Here is a 17,285-nt window from a genome sequence, read left to right on the forward strand (position 1 = left end):
TTCCTGTAGCAGATTCCTGAGCTATCGAGCTGCGTTTTCCTGCGCGGCGTGCGGCTGGCGCGGGTCGGGCGGCGGCGTCCTCGCGGACGCGGCGCCGTCGTGCCCGCTCTCGTGCGCCGCGTGCGCGCCGTGCGCGGGCCGCGCGCACAACACCACCAGCGCGTGCGCGGCGACTTCGAAGCTGGCGTCGTAGAGCGCGTGCGGCGCGTCCTCGGGGTGCGCGGTGTCGAGCAGCGCGCTCCACGCGAGGCGCGGCGCGGGCGTGCTGAACGTCACCGCCTGCGAGGACGCGTTCAGCATCATCAACAATACTTCGATTTCGCCGTCGAGTCCCGGGCCCGCGCGCCGCACCGCGAACGCGCGCGCTTCGGGGTCCTGCCACGCCGCGGGCGTGAGCCGCTCGCCGTGTTCGTCGAACCAGTCGATGTCGTGCACGTCGGGCATCACCTCGCGGTCGCCGAACAGGAACCGTGCTTCGCGCAGCAAGGGATGATCCCGGCGCAGCGCGATCGCGCGCGCGCAGAACGCGGTCATCGCTTCGCCTTGCGGCGTCGCGGCGAGCGCCCAGTCGACCCACGACATTTCGTTGTCCTGGCAGTACGCGTTGTTGTTGCCTTGCTGCGTGCGGCAGGTTTCGTCGCCGGCCAGCATCATCGGCGTGCCGAGCGCGATGCAGAGCGTGGCGAACATCGAGCGCGCGACGCGTGCGCGCGTGTCGAGTATCGCCGGATCGTCGCTCGGGCCTTCGACGCCCCAGTTCGCGCTCCAGTTCTCGTTGTGGCCGTCGCGGTTCTCCTCGCCGTTCGCATCGTTATGTTTGCGCTCGTAGGACACGAGATCGGCGAGCGTGAAGCCATCGTGCGAGGTCACGAAATTCAGCGAGGCCCACGGGCGGCGCTTGCGCTTGTCGAACAGATCGGCAGAACCGGTGAGCCGCGCGGCGAGATCGGCGCGCTGCGCGGGCGCGCCGCGCCAGTAGCGGCGCACGCTGTCACGATAGCGGTCGTTCCATTCGCCGAATCCGGGCGGATGATTGCCGAGCTGATAGCCGCCCGGCCCCACGTCCCACGGCTCGGAAATCAGCTTGACCTGCGAGAGCACGGGGTCCTGGCGCAGCACGTCGAAGAAGCCGCTGTCGGGATTGAAACCGTGCGGCTCGCGTCCGAGCGTGACGCCGAGATCGAAACGAAAGCCGTCGATGCGATACGACGTGGTCCAGTAGCGTAGCGAGTCGGCGACCATCTGCAGCACGCGCGGATGCGACAGATTGAGCGTGTTGCCGCAACCCGTGTCGTTGATCAGATGGCGTTCGTCACCGGGCACGCAGCGGTAATAGCTCGCGTTGTCGAGACCGCGCCAGGAGATCGTCGGGCCGACTTCGCCGCCTTCGCAGGTGTGGTTGTAGACCACGTCGAGCAACACTTCGATGCCGGCCGCGTGCAGCTGGCGGATCGCGATGCGCATTTCGTCGGTGTCGTGGCCCGCGAGATACGAGGGCTCGGGCGCGAAAAACGCCGCCGAGTTATAGCCCCAGTAATTGCGCAAGCCGCGCTCGACGAGAAAGCGCTCGGAAAGAAACGCGTGCACGGGCAGCAGCTCCACGGCGGTCACGCCCAGCTTGTGCAGATGCTCGATGAAATACGGCGAGCCGAGCGCGGCGAAGGTGCCGCGCTGATGGCTGCGCAAATCGCGGCGGAGCATCGAAATGCCGCGCACATGCGTTTCGTAGATGACGGTCTCGCTCCACGGCGTGTTGGGCCGCTGATCCTGCGACCAGTCGAAGGTGTCGTGCGTGACGACGGCCTTGGCCATCGCGGGCGCGGAGTCGCGCCGCTCGAGCGAGAGATCGGCGCGGTTCGAATGCACGCGATAGCCGTACAACGTGTCGGACCAGCGGATCTGGCCGACGAGACGGCGCGCGTACGGATCGAGCAGCAGCTTGTGCGGATTGAAGCGATGGCCTTCGTGTGGCTGATACGGGCCGTGCGCGCGAAAGCCGTACACGGTGCCCGGATGCGCGTCGGGCAGATAGCCGTGCCAGATTTCGTCGGTGCATTCGGGCAGCTTGTAGCGCATGCGTTCCTTGCGGCCAGTCGGGTCGAAAATGCACAGCTCGATGCGCCACGCGTGCGCCGAGAACACCGCGAAGTTGGTGCCCAGCCCGTCCCACGTCGCGCCGAGCGGGTAGGGCGCGCCGGGCAGCAGCCGGTCGGGCATGCCGTTAGCCATATCGATGCTCCTTCTGCTGATTCTTGTATTGCATCGGATTCCTGATGAACTTCGCGTGTGCCCCTGTCAACGTCGCAAGCGCAGGATCAGCGTGCCGAGCGGCGGCAGCACGAGCGCCGCCGATTGCGGCCGGCCGTGGCTCGGCACCGGTTCGGTCGAGACCAGCCCGCCGTTGCCGATGTTCGCGCCGCCGTAGACTTCCGCGTCGCTGTTGAGCGCTTCTTCCCACTGCCCCGGCTGCGGCATGCCGATGCGATAACCGTGGCGCGGCACCGGCGTGAAATTGCAGACGACGACGATCTCGTTGCCCGCGCCGTCGACGCGCCGCCACGCGAGCACGCTGTTCTCGCTGTCGTCGGAAACGAGCCATTCGAAACCGCCCGGCTCGGTGTCGAGCACGTGCAGCGCGGGTTCGTCGGCATAAAGACGATTGAGGTCGCGCACCAGTGCTTGCACGCCGCGATGCAGCGGGTCGTCGAGCAGATTCCAGTGCGGCGTGCCGTCGTGATCGAACTCCGCCATCTGGCCGAACTCGCCGCCCATGAACAGCAGTTTCTTGCCCGGATGCGCCCACATGAAGCCGAAATACGCGCGCAGGTTGGCGAACTTCTGCCAGCGGTCGCCGGGCATCTTGCCGAGCAGCGAGCCCTTGCCGTGCACCACTTCGTCGTGCGAGAGCGGCAGCACGAAACGCTCGGACCACGCATAGACCATCGCAAACGTCATCTCGTGATGGTGATAGCGGCGATGCACGGGGTCTTCGTGCATGAAGTGCAGCGTGTCGTGCATCCAGCCCATGTTCCACTTGAACTGGAAGCCGAGGCCGCCGTCCTCGGGACGCGCGGTCACGCCCGGCCACGCGGTCGATTCTTCGGCGATGGTGATGACGCCGGGCCGCTGCGGCACGTACTGCGTTTCGTGATTGAGGCGCTTGAGGAAGGCGATCGATTCCAGATTCTCGCGGCCGCCGTACATGTTCGGCACCCACTCGCCCTGCGCGCGAGAATAGTCGCGATAGAGCATCGAAGCGACGGCGTCGACGCGCAGGCCGTCGACGTGATAGCGCATCAGCCACGCGAGCCCCGACGCGATCAGGAACGCGCTCACCTCGCGGCGGCCGAGGTTGTAGATCATCGTGTTCCAGTCGGGGTGATAGCCCTCGCGCGGATCGGCGTGTTCGTAGAGCGCGGTGCCGTCGAATTCGATCAGGCCGTGCGCGTCGTTCGGAAAGTGCGCGGGCACCCAGTCGAGAATCACGCCGAGCCCGGCTTCGTGCGCGCGGTCGACGAACGCCGCGAAGTCGAGCGGCGAGCCGAGACGCGCCGTGGGCGCGAACTGCGAAAGCGGCTGATAACCCCACGATCCGCCGAACGGATGCTCGGCCACCGGCAGCAATTCCAGATGCGTGAAGCCCATGCCCTGCGCGTAGGGAATCAGGCGGTCGGCGAGCGCGCGCCAGTCGGGCGCGGGCGCGTCGGCGCCCTGCGTGGGCAGCCAGGACGACGCATGCACTTCGTACACCGAGATCGGCGCGCGCGCGTTCTGGCGTTCGGCGCGCCCTTGCAGCCAGTCGTGATCGTGCCAGGCGAAATGATCGAGCGCGTCCACGGGCGCGACCACCGACGCCGTGGCGGGCGGCGCTTCGGTCTGGAACGCGCAGGGATCGGCCTTGAGCGGCAACACCTCGCCGCGCGCGCCGAGGATCTCGAACTTGTAGCGCGCGCCCGCGGCCACGCGCGGCACGAACAGTTCCCACACGCCCGCTTCGTGACGCAGCCGCATCGGATGGCGTCGTCCGTCCCACGCGTTGAAGTCGCCGACCACGGAGACGCGTTGCGCGTTCGGCGCCCACAGCGCGAAGCGCACGCCCGGCACGCCGTCGTAGACGAGCGGCCGCGCGCCGAGGCATTCGAGCACGGCATACGGGTCGCCGTCGGCGAGTCGATGCAGCGCTTCCTGCGGCAGTTGCGCGCCGAACGAATAGGGATCTTCGACTTCCTGCGCCACGCCATGCCAGTCGATATCGAGCCGATACGCCACGCCTTCCGCGATCGGTCCGGCGAACAAACCGGCGGGATGCACGCGCGTGAGTTCGCCGAGCGTATGCGCGCGGTCGCGCGCGAGCACGCGCACGCGCGAGGCGTTCGGCAGCCATGCGCGCACGTATGGCGCGCCGTCGACCCAATGCATCCCGAGCACGGCGAACGGATCGCGATGACGCGCGTGGATCAGCGCGTCGATGTCGTGATGATGCAGGCCGGCGTCCGGGGCGCGCTCAGGCATGTCCGCTTCCTCCCGTGTGAGTGTGAGTATGGGTTGGCGTCTGGCCGAGCAAACGGCTCGCGAGCGCGGCGAGGCCACGCACCGGCAGGCCCAGCCACGAAGGCCGGTTGGCCGCTTCGTAGCGGATCTCGTAGGCCGCCTTCTCGATCAGGAACAGGTCGAGCAGCGCCTGTTCGTGCGATGCGCCGACGAGCGTGAGCGGCGCGTTGGCGACCGCCGCGCGGTACTGGCTCAGGAAAGTTTCGGCGGCGTGGCCGCGGAAGCGCTCGAACAGCGCGCGCTTGCGCTCGGCGATCTGCTGCGGCGCGCTTTCGGTCGTTGATTGCGCGGCGGCGTTCGCGTACGACAGCGAGCGCAACAGGCCCGCGACGTCGCGCAGCGAACATTGCTTCGTGCGGCGGTATTCGAGCGAACGCGCGGGCTCGCCTTCGAAGTCGATCAGATACGCGTCGCCTTGCGCGAGCAGCACCTGGCCCAGATGGAAGTCGCCGTGAATGCGGATGCGCCACGCGGCGGCGTCGAGCGGCACGAGCGTGTCCACGTTGGCCAGCAGCGCGTCGCGGCGCTCGATCAGGCTGCGCGCGAGTTCCTTCGTGTCGGCGTCGAGCGTGTGGTCGTCGTCGCCGATATGCTGCGCCACGATGTCGAGCGCCGTCACGAGCATCTTGCGCGCGTCGCCGACCCACTGGCGCACGTCGTCAGGCGTCGCGGCCTCGGGCGCGAAGGCGGAATCGGCTTCGTCGTCGTCGGGCAGCGCGAGCACGGCGTGCAGTTCGCCCAGACGCTTGCCGATCGCACCGATCACGGCGGCGTAGTTCTGCATCACCTCGTCTTCGTGGGCCTGATCCTGCTCGCCGGTTTCGCCGTCGTCGGCGGCGAGCGCGAGTTCGTCGATCGTGCGGCGCAGATAATCGAGCGCCCATTCCCACGCGTCGCCCTGGTTGTCGATGAAGCCTTGCAGGATCGCGAGCGTATGCGGCACGCCTTGCGGATCGACGCGCACCACTTCGCCATAGAGCGGCGCGGTGTTCGCATAGCCGAGCTTCGTCAGATGGCGGCTCATTTCCGCTTCCGGATGCACGCCCGCCATCAGGCGGCGCACGAGCTTGAGCACCAGCGTTTCGGCGATGATCAGCGAGCTGTTGCTCTGTTCGGCGGCAAGCCAGCGGATCTCGGGTTCATCGCCGAGATCGAGTTCCTCGATGCGATCGGTCGGCTCGAAACGGATCGTGCTGCCTTGCACGGTCGGCACCTGCGCGCGCTCGCGCAGCTTGCGCAGCACGCCGTAGGCGAACCACGGCAGCGCGAAGGCATCGGTCAGATAACCGATCGTGCGCCCGCGCCGCACGCGCGAGAGCGCGAGCTGGATGTGCAGCGGCGTGGTGGTGTCCGCGCCCCAGGTGATCGCGATCGGCAGGACGTAGCGTTCGGTCGCGCCGTCGGCGAGTTCGGCTTCGATCTCCGTGAACGCGAAGCCCGCACCCGTGATGGTCGTGAGCGCCGCGAGCCGCACCGAGCGCAGCGGCTTGTCTTTCGACGCGAACCAGCGACGCCGCGACAGCCACGACGGCAGCACTTCCGATTCGAGCAGGCGCACGTTTTCGGGCGTGGCGCCGGTCTGTCCTTCGCGGATCACCACGGTCACGAATTCGGGCAACTGCTCGGACGCCGGCTGGCTCCACGACGGACGCTGGCTGCCCGGACACAGCAGGAACCACAGGAAACCGTAGGGCGGAAAAGTCAGCAGATACGGCAACTGGCCGATCGGCGGAAACACCGAATCGGCCGTCATTTCCACAGGCGCGGTGCCGGCGAATTCGGACAGATCGAGTTCGACCGCTTGCGGCGCGCGCGAGAGATTGGCGACGCACAGAATGGACGGCTCGCCCGGCATCTCGCGCAGATACGCGAGGATCTTGCGATTCGCGGGCCGCAGAAAGCGGATCGTGCCGCGCCCGAACGCCTGCTTCGAGCGGCGCGTGGCGAGCATGCGGCGCGTCCAGTTGAGCAGCGAATGCGGATCGCGGCTTTGCGCTTCCACGTTGATCGCATCGTAGCCGTAGAGCGAGCCCATCAGCGGCGGCAGCACGAGCTGTTCGGGATCGGCGCGCGAAAAACCGCCGTTGCGATCCGACGACCACTGCATCGGCGTGCGCACGCCGTCGCGGTCGCCGAGGTGAATGTTGTCGCCCATGCCGAGTTCGTCGCCGTAATAGATCACGGGCGTGCCGGGCATCGAGAGCAGCAGCGAATTGATGAGTTCGATGCGGCGGCGGTCGCGTTCCATGAGCGGCGCGAGACGGCGACGAATGCCGAGATTCAGCCGCGCGCGCCGGTCGCTCGCATAGGTGTTCCAGAGATAGTCGCGCTCGGAATCGGTGACCATTTCGAGCGTGAGTTCATCGTGATTGCGCAGGAAAATCGCCCACTGGCAACTGGGCAGCAGATCCGGCGTCTGCTTCATGATGTCGATGATCGGAAAGCGGTCCTCGCTCGCGATCGCCATGTACAGACGCGGCATCAGCGGAAAGTGGAACGCCATGTGGCATTCGTCTTCGTTGCCGAAATATTCCTGCACGTCCTCGGGCCATTGATTCGCTTCGGCGAGCAGCATCCGATTGGGATAATGCTCGTCGATGGTCGCGCGAATCTTCTTCAGAATCGCATGCGTTTCGGGCAGGTTCTCGTTGTTGGTGCCTTCGCGTTCGACCAGATACGGCACGGCGTCGAGCCGCAATCCGTCGATCCCCATGTCGAGCCAGAAGCGCATCACCTGGAGCACTTCGCGCAGCACGGCGGGATTGTCGAAATTCAGGTCGGGCTGGTGCGAATAGAAACGGTGCCAGTAATACGCGCCCGCGACGGGATCGTGCGTCCAGTTCGACGGCTCCGTGTCGATGAAGATGATGCGCGTGCCCTGATAACGTTGATCGGTATCGGACCACACGTAGTAGTTGCGATGATTCGAGCCGGGCTTCGCGCGCCGCGCGCGCTGAAACCACGGATGCTGATCCGAGGTGTGATTGATGACCAGTTCGGTGATTACGCGCATGCCGCGCGCGTGCGCTTCCTGAATGAAGCGGCGCACGTCGGCGAGCTGGCCGTAGTCGGGATGCACGTTGCGATAGTCGGCGATGTCGTAGCCGTCGTCGCGGCGCGGCGACGGATAGAACGGCAGCAGCCAGATCGCGGTCACGCCGAGCGAGGCGATGTAATCGAGCTTGGAAAGCAGGCCCGCGAAATCGCCCACGCCGTCGTTGTTCGCATCGAAGAACGACTTCACGTGCACCTGATAGATCACCGCATCCTTGTACCAGTGCGGGTCGTCGGAGAGCGGCGAGGGCTTGCCGCGCTTTTGCGTGGCGTGCGCCCGATGGCCGTGCTCGTCGTCGTGCTGCGCGGTCGGGTCCGAGACCGGCGCGGCGTCCGGATTCGGCGGCGCCTCGTGCGAAGCGGGATCGCGTTTCATGTGGCTCCTCCGGGAGGGAAGTCCGCGTTGAATTCGGGGTGGCCTTCGACCGGTTCGTCGAGTGCGTCGGGCGGGGTGTCGCGCGGCAGACCGTCGATCGGCGCGATGCGCCAGATCGCGAACGGCCGCGCGTGCGGATCGAGCCGCACGTGCTGCCAGCGGCTTTGCCATTCGAAGCGCTCGCCGCTCATTTCGTCGACGACCGCGAGCCGCGCGTGATCGTCGATCTGCCAGGCCTGGAAGGTGTCCCAGGACAGTTCGATATCGGCGCCTTGCTCGTTCCACGGGTCGAGGTTGATCGCGACGACAATCACGTTGTCGCGCGCCGGCGTGGCCTTTTCGAAGCACAGCACGTTGTCGTTGTGCGCGCCGAGGAAGGTGATGCCCAGATGCGATTGCAGCGCGGGATTCGCGTGCCGGATGCGATTGAGCGACGCGATTTCCGCCACGATATTGCCGGGCCGGTTCCAGTCCCACGCACGCAGCTGATACTTTTCGGAATCCAGATATTCTTCGCTGTTGGGCAGCGGCCGCGCTTCGCACAATTCGAAGCCGCTATACACGCCCCACAATCCCGAGAGCAGCGCGGCGAGCGCGGCGCGGATCAGGTGGATCGAACGCGCGCCGCTTTGCAGATAGCGCGGGTTGATATCGGGCGTGTTGACGAAGAAGTTGGGCCGGTAGAAGTCGCGCACTTCGCTCTGCGTGAGTTCGGTCAGATAGTCGATGAACTCGCGCTTCGATTCGCGCCACGTGAAGTATGTGTACGACTGCGAAAAGCCGATCTTCGCGAGCCGGTACATGAGGCGCGGACGCGTGAAGGCTTCGGAGAGGAAGATCACGTCGGGATGGCGCGCGCGCACGTCGGCGATCATCCATTCCCAGAACGGCAGCGGTTTCGTATGCGGATTGTCGACGCGGAAAATGCGCACGCCCGCATCGACCCAGAACAGAATCACGTCGCGCAGCGCGAGCCACAGTTCGGGCTTGGCGTCGTGCGCGTAGAACTCGGGATTGACGATGTCCTGATACTTCTTCGGCGGATTTTCGGCGTAGCGCAGCGTGCCGTCGGGACGCCACGCGAACCAGCCCGGATGCGCCTTCAGCCACGGATGGTCGGGCGAGCATTGAATCGCGAAATCGAGTGCGATTTCGAGGCCGTGCGCGTGCGCCGCGTTGAGCATGCGGCAGAAGTCTTCCAGCGTGCCCAGTTCCGGATGCACGGCGGTGTGGCCGCCTTCGGCCGCGCCGATCGCGTACGGGCTGCCGACGTCGCCGGGCTGCGCGTTCAGCGCGTTGTTGCGGCCCTTGCGGTTCGCGAGCCCGATCGGATGGATCGGCGGGAAATACAGCACGTCGAAACCCATGTCGCGGATGCGCGGCATTTTCGCGATCACGTCGTCGAAGGTGCCGTGGCGCGTTTCGTCGTCGCTCATCGAACGCGGGAAGATCTCGTACCAGCTCGCGAAACGCGCAGCGGCGCGCTCGGCGTCCACGCGTTGCACCGTGGCGTCGCGCGAGAGGAACGGCCGGTGATTCGCGGCGCGCACGGCGGCGGCCGTGGCGGGCAAGGCCAGCAGCGCGCAGCGCGTGTCGGTGTCGGCGCTCACGAAGCGTTTGACGAGCGCGTCGAGCGCCGCACGGGTTTGCAGGTGCGCTTCGCTGTGATCGTCCGACGTGTCGGCGGTCGCGAGCACGAGCGCGAGCAGGCGGCTCGCTTCTTCGAGTTCGAGATCGACCGGCTGGTTGGCGTCGCGCTTCTTTTGCAGATGTACGGCGAGCGAGGCGAAGTCGTCGCGCCACGCAATCACGACGAATTCGTAACGTCCCACGCGTTCGAGCGGGAACGTGCCGCTCCAGAGGTCGGTGCCGGCGGGCGGCAGCGGTTTCATCGGCGATTCGTGCCAGGCGGTTTCGTCGGCGGCGCGCCAGAGGATCGCGGCGTCGATGCGGTCGTGGCCTTCCGCGAAAATCGCGGCGCGCACTTCGCATTGCTCGCCCACGATGCGTTTGGCGACGAAGCGTCCGTGATCGACGGACGGCCACACGCTTTCGATCGCGATGCGCGGCGCGGCGATCGCTTCGATCACGCTCTTGTGGCCGCTCGTCGGCGACTTCGCCAGATCCTCGGGCGGCGCGAGCGCGACGAGCGGCGTCGCCAGCGCGCGGAACATCCAGCACGCGCCCGCGGGCAGCGTGAACGTCGGGGGAATCGCGCTCGCGTCGCGCGGCGAGCGTTCGCGCACGCCGCGCAGCGACTGCGCGTCGAGCGGCTCGAAGCGCGTGAAGCCGCCGGGCGCGCCCGCCAGCAGATGCGCCATGTTCACGCGCACCGGCGCGGCGAGTGCGGGATTCACGAGCGTGAGGAGCGCTTCGCCTGCGTCGCGCAGATCGGCGTGATCGCCGCGCAGCAACGCGGCGACCGGCGCGCCGGGGCCGTTGAGCGCGCGCAGTTCGCCCTTGGTCTGAAGGATGAAGGTTTCGCGCTGTAAGGCGTTCGCGTGCGCGATGTCGGCCGAGAGATCGAACGGTCCGCGTGCTTTCATCTCCTGCCAGCTCAGCGCTGGTTCGCGTGCACCGTAATCGTGCGCGTGCGGACCGCCGTGGCCACTGGCTTCTTCCACGCCGTATTCGAAGCCCATCGGCACGAGCCAGCCGGTGCCCGTGGCCGCCGCCGTGCGCAACATGCGCCGGTAGGCGCGCTCGACCGCGCGCGCGTCGGTGGCACCGTCGAGATCGTGGATGAAGCGCGTGCCGTACGGCGCTTCGGGAAACGCGATCGGCGAGCCCACGCGGCGCACCACCTCGTGCTCCTCGACCATCCAGCTCGACGAGAAGTCCCACCAGCGCAGCGAGGTGAACGCGGCGTCGAAGCCCGCGTGTTCGAGTTGCGCGATGGCGTCGCGCGCGAGGCCTGGCGTGGCGGCGAGCCAGCGCGTTTGCGGACGGCTCGCGCGCACGCCGTCGAAGATCGCGCGCAGCACGTTGGCGGGCACGCGATGCGGCGAGTCGATGCGAAAGCCGCCGAGACCCGCATCGGCGAGCCGCGTGGCGAACTGCGTCCACCAGACCGCGAGCGGCGCGCCCGCGCGTTCGAAATCGGCATAGGCGACGTTCGCGTCGCGATGGCCGTGGCGCGGATCGAGCCGCGCGTCCTCGGGCTCGAACGGATGAAACCATTCCGGATGCCCGGCATAGAGCGCGCCGTCGGCGGCCGCGCGGTCGAGCGTCAGATCGGCGAGCAGCGTGAGGCCGCGTTCGCGCGCGGCGCTCGCGAGCCGGCGCACGGCGTCCAGCACCGGCTCCGGCGAACCGAACGCGGGATGCAGACGTTGATGATCGGCGACGATGCGGTCGTCGCCCGAGCGGCCTGGCGCGAACAGGGCGCCGATCAGGACATGATCGAAGCCCAGTGAGGCCGCATGCGCGAAATGCGCGGGCCACGCGTCGAGCGGCCCGGCAAGGACGGAATGGACGAAGTAGATCCGCGGCGCATAGGCGTGAGGAGGTTCCATCGGTCGTATTCCAGATACGTCGGACAGCGTGGATGCAGGGCCGAAATACCACCGGATGCGATCACGTTGCCCGTGGGCTGCCGGGGCGGGCCGCGCGGGGCCGGGCGATGGCGCGTGTCCTGTTCAATGTAGTGCAAGAGCAGGCCGGAACCAAAGCGTCGGCGACGCGCGGCGACTTGATGCGGGATTCAGCAAGGCATGTGCCTGTGACGCGCGATCGCCGCGCCGCCAAGCCGGCTGGCGGCGACGCCGGTTTCCTGCGCGGCGGCGCGCGCGCCAATGCGCACCGATTGCGCATGGATTGCGCAGGGATTGCAATCGATGCCGGTCTAGTTCCCCACCATGCTCGCCGCGATGTTCACGCACAGCCCGAGCACGGCGACGTTGAAGTAGAACGACAGAATCGATTGCGCGAGCACGCTGCGCCGCGCGCTGCGTCCGCGCAGGCCGACATCGGCGGTTTGCGAAGCGCAGGCGATCGTGAAGGAAAAATACAGGAAGTCCCAATAATCCGGCTGGAGTTTGGCGTCGGGGAACGCGAGCGCGGGCGATTCGCGATCGGAGCCGTAATACACGCGCGCGTAATGCAGCGTGAATAGGGTGGGAATCAGGAACCACGCGCCAATCAGCGTGAAGCCCGTGAGCAGCGAGTGCAGCACCTTCGAGGCCGTGTGCAGGTCCTTGGACGAGCCGAGTTCGAGCACGATCGCGACGATGCTGGCCACCGTCGCCGTACACAGCAGGATGAGCACCGTGCCCGCGTTCTGATCCTCGCGCTGCGCGTTGCGGCGCACGCTGGTTTCGTCGGTGCGCATCATGTGAATCCAGATCAGCACGAGGTAGGTCCAGATCGCCACGTCCCAGCCGACCAGCACGCGCGCCACCGGCTGGATCGACGCGGGCACGAGCGCGCCGATCAGCACGCCCAGCACGAGGCCGATCATCATGTGCGGGCGATTACGCAAAACTTGCGGATAGACCTTCATTGGCATCGATGCCCTGATGAATGTGCGGGGAATACGCGCGGTGTTGCCGCGATTCTAACCAGGCGCGCGTCGCGCTGTGATCTCGTGGATCGCGGCCAGGGTGTGCCGACGCGGGGCGGGCTGGCAGACGGACGGCATCACGCCCGACCGTGCGCGAAGGCGGCCGAAAAAAGCGCCAGGAAACGATAATTGGCGCGCATACATCGCGCGCGCCTGGCGCTATGATGAAAAGATGACGCCCACTCTCGCCACCGAAGTTCAGCATCACGCCAGCAACGAGGCCGGCCGCGACTTTGTCGTGGGCGACCTGCACGGCTGCGTGGATGCCTTGCGCTTCCTGCTGCGCGAAGTGAATTTCGACGCCACGACCGATCGCCTGTTTTCGGTCGGCGACCTGATCGATCGCGGCGAGCAGTGCGAAGAGGCGCTCACGCTGCTCGACAAGCCGTGGTTTTACGCCGTGCTCGGCAATCACGAAGACGCGTTGTGCGCGGTCGTCGAAGGGCGGCTGCCGCGCCATCAGTGGTACGGCATTGGCGGCGGCTGGGCGCAGCACGTGCCGGAACGCGTGCTGGCGCTGTACGCGAAGCGCCTGCGCCAGTTGCCGCTGGTGCGCACGGTCGGCGAAGGCGGCGCGCGCTTTAACGTGCTGCACGCGGAATTTTTCGGCGACGACACCGAACTCGACGCCGGCCAGTTCAACGAGCACGTGCGCGAGCGCATGCTCTGGGGCCGCGAACTCGCCTTCAACGCGGGCACGCCCGCGAGTCTCGCGCTTTCGCTGACTTACTGCGGCCATACGCCGATGCGCGAGCCGCGCCAGATCGGCTCGCAGATGTATATCGACACGGGCGCGTACATCGCCGAAGGACGGCTCACGATGGTCGAGGCGCTGTCGCTGGGCAACTGGTCGGTGTCGACCCAGGCGGCGCGCGAGCAGGGCGCGGCGGCGTTGGCGCTGCCCTGAATTCGCCTCGTCGATCCATCTTGCGGGCGCTCAGCCCGCGCCCAGACTCGAAGCCAGCAATTGCAGCGTCGCCGCCGAGCGCGGATCACGCACGCGCGAAAACAGCGACACGCGCGAAACCGGCAGCGGCGGCAGACCGAACTTCGCGCCCACGTCGACGAGCGTGCGCGGCGCCACGCGCCGGGCCAGCGCCGATACCGCCAGTCCCGCCTCCAGCGCCGCGCCGACGGCCGCCACGCCGCCGCCCACGAACACCTCGTTCCACGCGATATCGGCCGCATCGAGCGCCGCGATCGCGGCCGCGCGTACGGCGCAGGGACCGGCGAGCAGCGCGAGCGGCAGCGGCGTGCCGGGCGACCACGGACATTCCGGCGCGGCGAGCCAGACGAGCGGCTCCTCGAACAGCGTGCGGGCGTCGCCGCGCGGCGCTTCGTCGGCTTCCTGACGCACGATTACCGCGTCGAGCCGCCGCTCGTCGAATTGCGTCAGCAACTGCGCGCTCAGACCGAGATGCAGCGCGATCACGAGGCCGGGATCGTGCGCGCGCAACAGCGCAAGCTGGCGCGCGAGCTGCGCGTCGGCGACATGCTCGCTGAGGCCGAGCGACAGCCGCCGCGCGCCGCCGCTGAGGGTGCCGAGCGCGCGCTCGTGCGCGCCCAGCAGATCGCGCGCGGGACCCAGGAACGCGTGACCGTCGGGCGCGAGCCGCACCACGCGCGGCGTGCGTTCGAGCAACTGGCGGCCCAGATGGCTTTCGAGCCGCTTGAGCTTGAGGCTCACGGCGGATTGCGTGGTGTCGAGCGCGTCGGCCGCGCGCGTGAAGCTGCGCAATTCGGCGACCAGAACGAAGGCGCGCACAGCATCGAGATCGAGCGGTTTCATTTCAAACGTAAATGGATGAAATATGGAGTGATATCTGTTTATTATGATAGACGGCGACTAAGCTGATGTCATGTCGAACGTGACGGTGCGAGTGGTTCGCACCGTTGCCACCGACGCAGGTTCCCACTGACCTCGAAGGAGACTGACATGCCGTTCACCCGAATCGCCGTGCGCGCCGGCAAGCCCGCAACCTATCGCAAAGCCTTGATGCAGGGCGTGCATCTCGCGCTGATTTGAGCTTGAGGCTCACGGCGGATTGCGTGGTGTCGAGCGCGTCGGCCGCGCGCGTGAAGCTGCGCAATTCGGCGACCAGAACGAAGGCGCGCACAGCATCGAGATCGAGCGGTTTCATTTCAAACGTAAATGGATGAAATATGGAGTGATATCTGTTTATTATGATAGACGGCGACTAAGCTGATGTCATGTCGAACGTGACGGTGCGAGTGGTTCGCACCGTTGCCACCGACGCAGGTTCCCACTGACCTCGAAGGAGACTGACATGCCGTTCACCCGAATCGCCGTGCGCGCCGGCAAGCCCGCAACCTATCGCAAAGCCTTGATGCAGGGCGTGCATCTCGCGCTGATGGAAGTGTTCAAGGCGCCTGAGGACGACCAGTTCATGATCGTCACCGAGCACGATGCCGATAATTTCGTGTTCGGCCGCCACTACCTCGACATCGAACGCAGCGACGACATCGTGATGATCCAGATTGCCGTGAGCAATACGCGCGGGCAGGATCAGAAGAAAGCGCTGTTCGCGCAGATCGCGGAAAACCTCGCGCGCGATCCGGGCGTGCGGCGCGAAGATGTGTTCATCAATCTCGTCGATGTCGCGCGGGAGAACTGGTCGTTTGGGAACGGGGCGGCGCAGTATGCGACGTAGGCGTCGCACCACGCGCCAAAGAAAAACGCGCCGCAGTTTCCCGCGGCGCGTTCCTGGCTGGCCTCTCGACCGAGACAACCCCTCAAACCCTCAAAGCGCCCGACTCACCAGCAACGGATCGACCGTCCCAATCGACTCGGTTTCGCGGCTCGCATACGGCAGTTTGTGCAGCACGTAGCGCATGGCGTTCAGACGCGCGCGTTTCTTGCAATCCGAGCGCACGACGGTCCAGGGCGCGTCTGCCGTATCGGTTTGCGAGAACATCGCTTCCTTGGCTTGCGTGTACTCGTCCCATTTGTCGAGCGAGGCGAGATCGACGGGGCTGAGTTTCCACTGCTTGAGCGGATGCACGCGGCGCTCCTTGAAACGGCGGCGCTGCTCGGACTGACTTACCGAAAACCAGAACTTGATCAGGTGAATGCCGCTGCGGATCAACTGCCGCTCGAACTCCGGAACCTGCTGCATGAAGTCGGTGTATTCGGCGGGCGAGCAAAAGCCCATCACGCGCTCGACGCCGGCGCGGTTATACCAGGAGCGATCGAACAGCACGATTTCGCCCGCCGAAGGCAGATGCTGCACGTAGCGCTGAAAATACCACTGGCCCCGCTCGACCTCGGTGGGTTTTTCGAGCGCGACCACGCGCGCGCCGCGCGGATTCAGATGCTCCATGAAGCGCTTGATCGCGCCGCCCTTGCCGGCGGCGTCGCGGCCTTCGAACAGGATGACGACGCGCTGGCCGGTCTCGCGCACCCACGCCTGGAGCTTCAGCAACTCGACCTGCAGTCGGTACTTTTGCCGCTCGTAAGCGCGACGCGACATGAGATTGCGATACGGATACTCGCCGTCGCGCCAGCCGCTCGAGAGTTCCTCGTCGGGATGACGCGCGCGCGGCTTGCGCCACTCGGCCGGCTGGCCTTCGAGGATGAGGCTGCGCAATTGCACGGCTTCGTCGGGCGACAGACCTTTCATCAGGGCGGCGATGGAGTCGAGCAGCGGCGCGGGCATGTCGACGCCGACTTCTGCGGCGTCGGTTTCGGCGCCGTTTGCATGGTTGCGCGCATCGCCATTGGCCGATGGCGGCGCAACGCCGTTGGCCACGACGAGATCGTGCATCGCGCCGGCGATGACCTGGGTCGCGGCTTCCACGGCGTCGTCGACGGTGCGGCGTTCCGCGCCGAGCGGCGTGAGTGCCGGTTGGCGCGCGGCGGGGCCGTCGTCATTGCGCGCGCTGCGGTTGCGGGCGCCTGCGGAAGCGGGCGTCAGCGAAGAAACGTTGGGAACGATTTTGGGCATAAGTCAGGTTCTCTCGACGGAAACGGTGAGCCGGTATCGATCCGACTGCATTGAACAGGCGCAACAGGTGAGACTCGCGAGGCGCGACGCGTGCGGCTTGCGCGACGTGTGCGAACGAAGCGTTCGGGAGTCCGCAAGGCGGCGCTGGAAAGCGCTGGACAACGCTTGATAGCGACAAAGCGTTGGATACCGCGAAGGACGGATGCCCGGGGCGGCAGGCGGTCGGCCGTTCGGGCGGCCAGGCCAGGTTGCGCCCGATGGCGTGCGCGTGTTGTCGGCGCTGGCCGCCGGGACACGGCTGCCAGCAACTGGCAACTGGCAACCGGTAACCGGCAACCGCGCGACACGCTGCCGGAGGCCGCCGCTTACGCGTCTGCTGCCTTGCGCAAAATCAGATAGAGCGAATCTTTGAGTTGCAGCTTTTCTTTCTTCAGTTGCTCGATGGCCATGCCATTCGCGGGCACGATGCCGGCTTCCATATTCTTGATTTGCTGGTCCAGATCGTTGTGGCGATTGAAGAGGCGGGCGAAATGATCGTCCTGAATCTTGAGGTGGGAGATAAGCTCGCGGAATTCGGGAAACACTCAACACTCCTTATGGAACGGAGAACATCGACAGGTTATGTAAGCATTGTTTCACCGTCGCGTTTTTGCGATTTTGACCGTTATCAAGTCGTACAAATCGTGTGAGTCAATCGGGGGATGCCGTCGGGCGCAGAGCGTACGGCGCGCGTGTAATATCAGGACAGCAGCGCCGCCGCCGCAGGATGCCGCTCCAA

At 66.4% G+C, this 17,285-nt stretch carries 10 protein-coding genes and 1 pseudogene; 2 read left to right on the top strand and 9 right to left on the bottom strand.

The features are described from left to right. Nucleotides 1-21 precede the first annotated feature (21 nt). The 5 genes from glgX to G5S35_RS22235 all read right to left on the bottom strand — a co-directional run bounded on the left by glgX (nucleotide 22) and on the right by G5S35_RS22235 (nucleotide 12,488). The gene (glgX, locus tag G5S35_RS22215; protein WP_074982612.1) at nucleotides 22-2,229 is read right to left on the bottom strand and encodes a glycogen debranching protein GlgX; all 2,208 of its coding nucleotides are present in this window, start codon (nucleotides 2,227-2,229) and stop codon (nucleotides 22-24) included. A 66-nt stretch (nucleotides 2,230-2,295) separates the two neighbouring features. Then, nucleotides 2,296-4,512, bottom strand: a complete 2,217-nt coding sequence (glgB, locus tag G5S35_RS22220; protein WP_110326669.1) for a 1,4-alpha-glucan branching protein GlgB — start codon at nucleotides 4,510-4,512, stop codon at nucleotides 2,296-2,298. Next, nucleotides 4,505-7,981 carry a maltose alpha-D-glucosyltransferase gene (treS, locus tag G5S35_RS22225; RefSeq protein ID WP_082991909.1) on the bottom strand — a complete coding sequence of 1,159 codons (3,477 nt, stop codon included), beginning with the start codon at nucleotides 7,979-7,981 and terminating at the stop codon, nucleotides 4,505-4,507. The genes glgB and treS overlap by 8 nt, the downstream gene beginning before the upstream one ends. Beyond that, nucleotides 7,978-11,496, bottom strand: coding sequence for an alpha-1,4-glucan--maltose-1-phosphate maltosyltransferase (locus G5S35_RS22230; RefSeq protein ID WP_183039020.1), 3,519 nt, complete (start codon nucleotides 11,494-11,496; stop codon nucleotides 7,978-7,980). Before G5S35_RS22230 ends, treS begins: the two co-directional genes overlap by 4 nt. Nucleotides 11,497-11,825: 329 nt before the next feature. Next, nucleotides 11,826-12,488: a DUF1345 domain-containing protein gene (locus G5S35_RS22235; RefSeq protein ID WP_074982607.1), complete on the bottom strand. Its 663-nt coding sequence runs from the start codon at nucleotides 12,486-12,488 to the stop codon at nucleotides 11,826-11,828. A gap of 226 nt (nucleotides 12,489-12,714) precedes the next feature. Between G5S35_RS22235 and G5S35_RS22240 the strand changes: the two genes are divergently transcribed. Continuing rightward, nucleotides 12,715-13,449 carry a metallophosphoesterase gene (locus G5S35_RS22240; RefSeq protein WP_183039021.1) on the top strand — a complete coding sequence of 245 codons (735 nt, stop codon included), beginning with the start codon at nucleotides 12,715-12,717 and terminating at the stop codon, nucleotides 13,447-13,449. A 30-nt stretch (nucleotides 13,450-13,479) separates the two neighbouring features. Here the strand turns inward: G5S35_RS22240 and G5S35_RS22245 are convergent, their stop codons facing one another. Beyond that, on the bottom strand, nucleotides 13,480-14,331 hold the full coding sequence (locus tag G5S35_RS22245) for a LysR family transcriptional regulator (protein WP_183039022.1): 852 nt from the start codon (nucleotides 14,329-14,331) through the stop codon (nucleotides 13,480-13,482). A 232-nt stretch (nucleotides 14,332-14,563) separates the two neighbouring features. After that, nucleotides 14,564-14,683, bottom strand: a pseudogene (locus G5S35_RS22255) (LysR family transcriptional regulator); the annotation flags it as partial. Nucleotides 14,684-14,830: 147 nt separating this feature from the next. Between G5S35_RS22255 and G5S35_RS22260 the strand changes: the two are divergent. Further along, the gene (locus G5S35_RS22260) at nucleotides 14,831-15,214 is read left to right on the top strand and encodes a tautomerase family protein (protein ID WP_074982604.1); all 384 of its coding nucleotides are present in this window, start codon (nucleotides 14,831-14,833) and stop codon (nucleotides 15,212-15,214) included. Nucleotides 15,215-15,304: 90 nt separating this feature from the next. Here G5S35_RS22260 and ppk2 read toward each other — a convergent pair whose 3' ends face one another. Together ppk2 and G5S35_RS22270 are read right to left on the bottom strand one after the other, a co-directional pair. Continuing rightward, nucleotides 15,305-16,507, bottom strand: a complete 1,203-nt coding sequence (gene ppk2 / locus G5S35_RS22265; RefSeq protein WP_074982602.1) for a polyphosphate kinase 2 — start codon at nucleotides 16,505-16,507, stop codon at nucleotides 15,305-15,307. A gap of 365 nt (nucleotides 16,508-16,872) precedes the next feature. Further along, on the bottom strand, nucleotides 16,873-17,091 hold the full coding sequence (locus G5S35_RS22270) for an HP1242/YdcH family protein (protein WP_065059980.1): 219 nt from the start codon (nucleotides 17,089-17,091) through the stop codon (nucleotides 16,873-16,875). Between the last annotated feature and the right edge of the window lie 194 nt (nucleotides 17,092-17,285).

It is taken from the genome of Paraburkholderia tropica, assembly GCF_014171495.1.
Taxonomy (GTDB): Bacteria; Pseudomonadota; Gammaproteobacteria; order Burkholderiales; family Burkholderiaceae; genus Paraburkholderia; species Paraburkholderia tropica.

What these genes read in the sequence shown, in the direction of transcription:
- G5S35_RS22260 (WP_074982604.1), top strand. Translation starts at nt 14,831, where the DNA reads ATGCCGTTCACCCGAATCGCCGTGCGCGCCGGCAAGCCCGCAACCTAT.
- G5S35_RS22235 (WP_074982607.1), bottom strand. Translation starts at nt 12,488, where the DNA reads ATGCCAATGAAGGTCTATCCGCAAGTTTTGCGTAATCGCCCGCACATG.
- G5S35_RS22240 (WP_183039021.1), top strand. Translation starts at nt 12,715, where the DNA reads ATGACGCCCACTCTCGCCACCGAAGTTCAGCATCACGCCAGCAACGAG.
- G5S35_RS22245 (WP_183039022.1), bottom strand. Translation starts at nt 14,331, where the DNA reads ATGAAACCGCTCGATCTCGATGCTGTGCGCGCCTTCGTTCTGGTCGCC.
- G5S35_RS22230 (WP_183039020.1), bottom strand. Translation starts at nt 11,496, where the DNA reads ATGGAACCTCCTCACGCCTATGCGCCGCGGATCTACTTCGTCCATTCC.
- glgX (WP_074982612.1), bottom strand. Translation starts at nt 2,229, where the DNA reads ATGGCTAACGGCATGCCCGACCGGCTGCTGCCCGGCGCGCCCTACCCG.
- glgB (WP_110326669.1), bottom strand. Translation starts at nt 4,512, where the DNA reads ATGCCTGAGCGCGCCCCGGACGCCGGCCTGCATCATCACGACATCGAC.
- treS (WP_082991909.1), bottom strand. Translation starts at nt 7,981, where the DNA reads ATGAAACGCGATCCCGCTTCGCACGAGGCGCCGCCGAATCCGGACGCC.
- ppk2 (WP_074982602.1), bottom strand. Translation starts at nt 16,507, where the DNA reads ATGCCCAAAATCGTTCCCAACGTTTCTTCGCTGACGCCCGCTTCCGCA.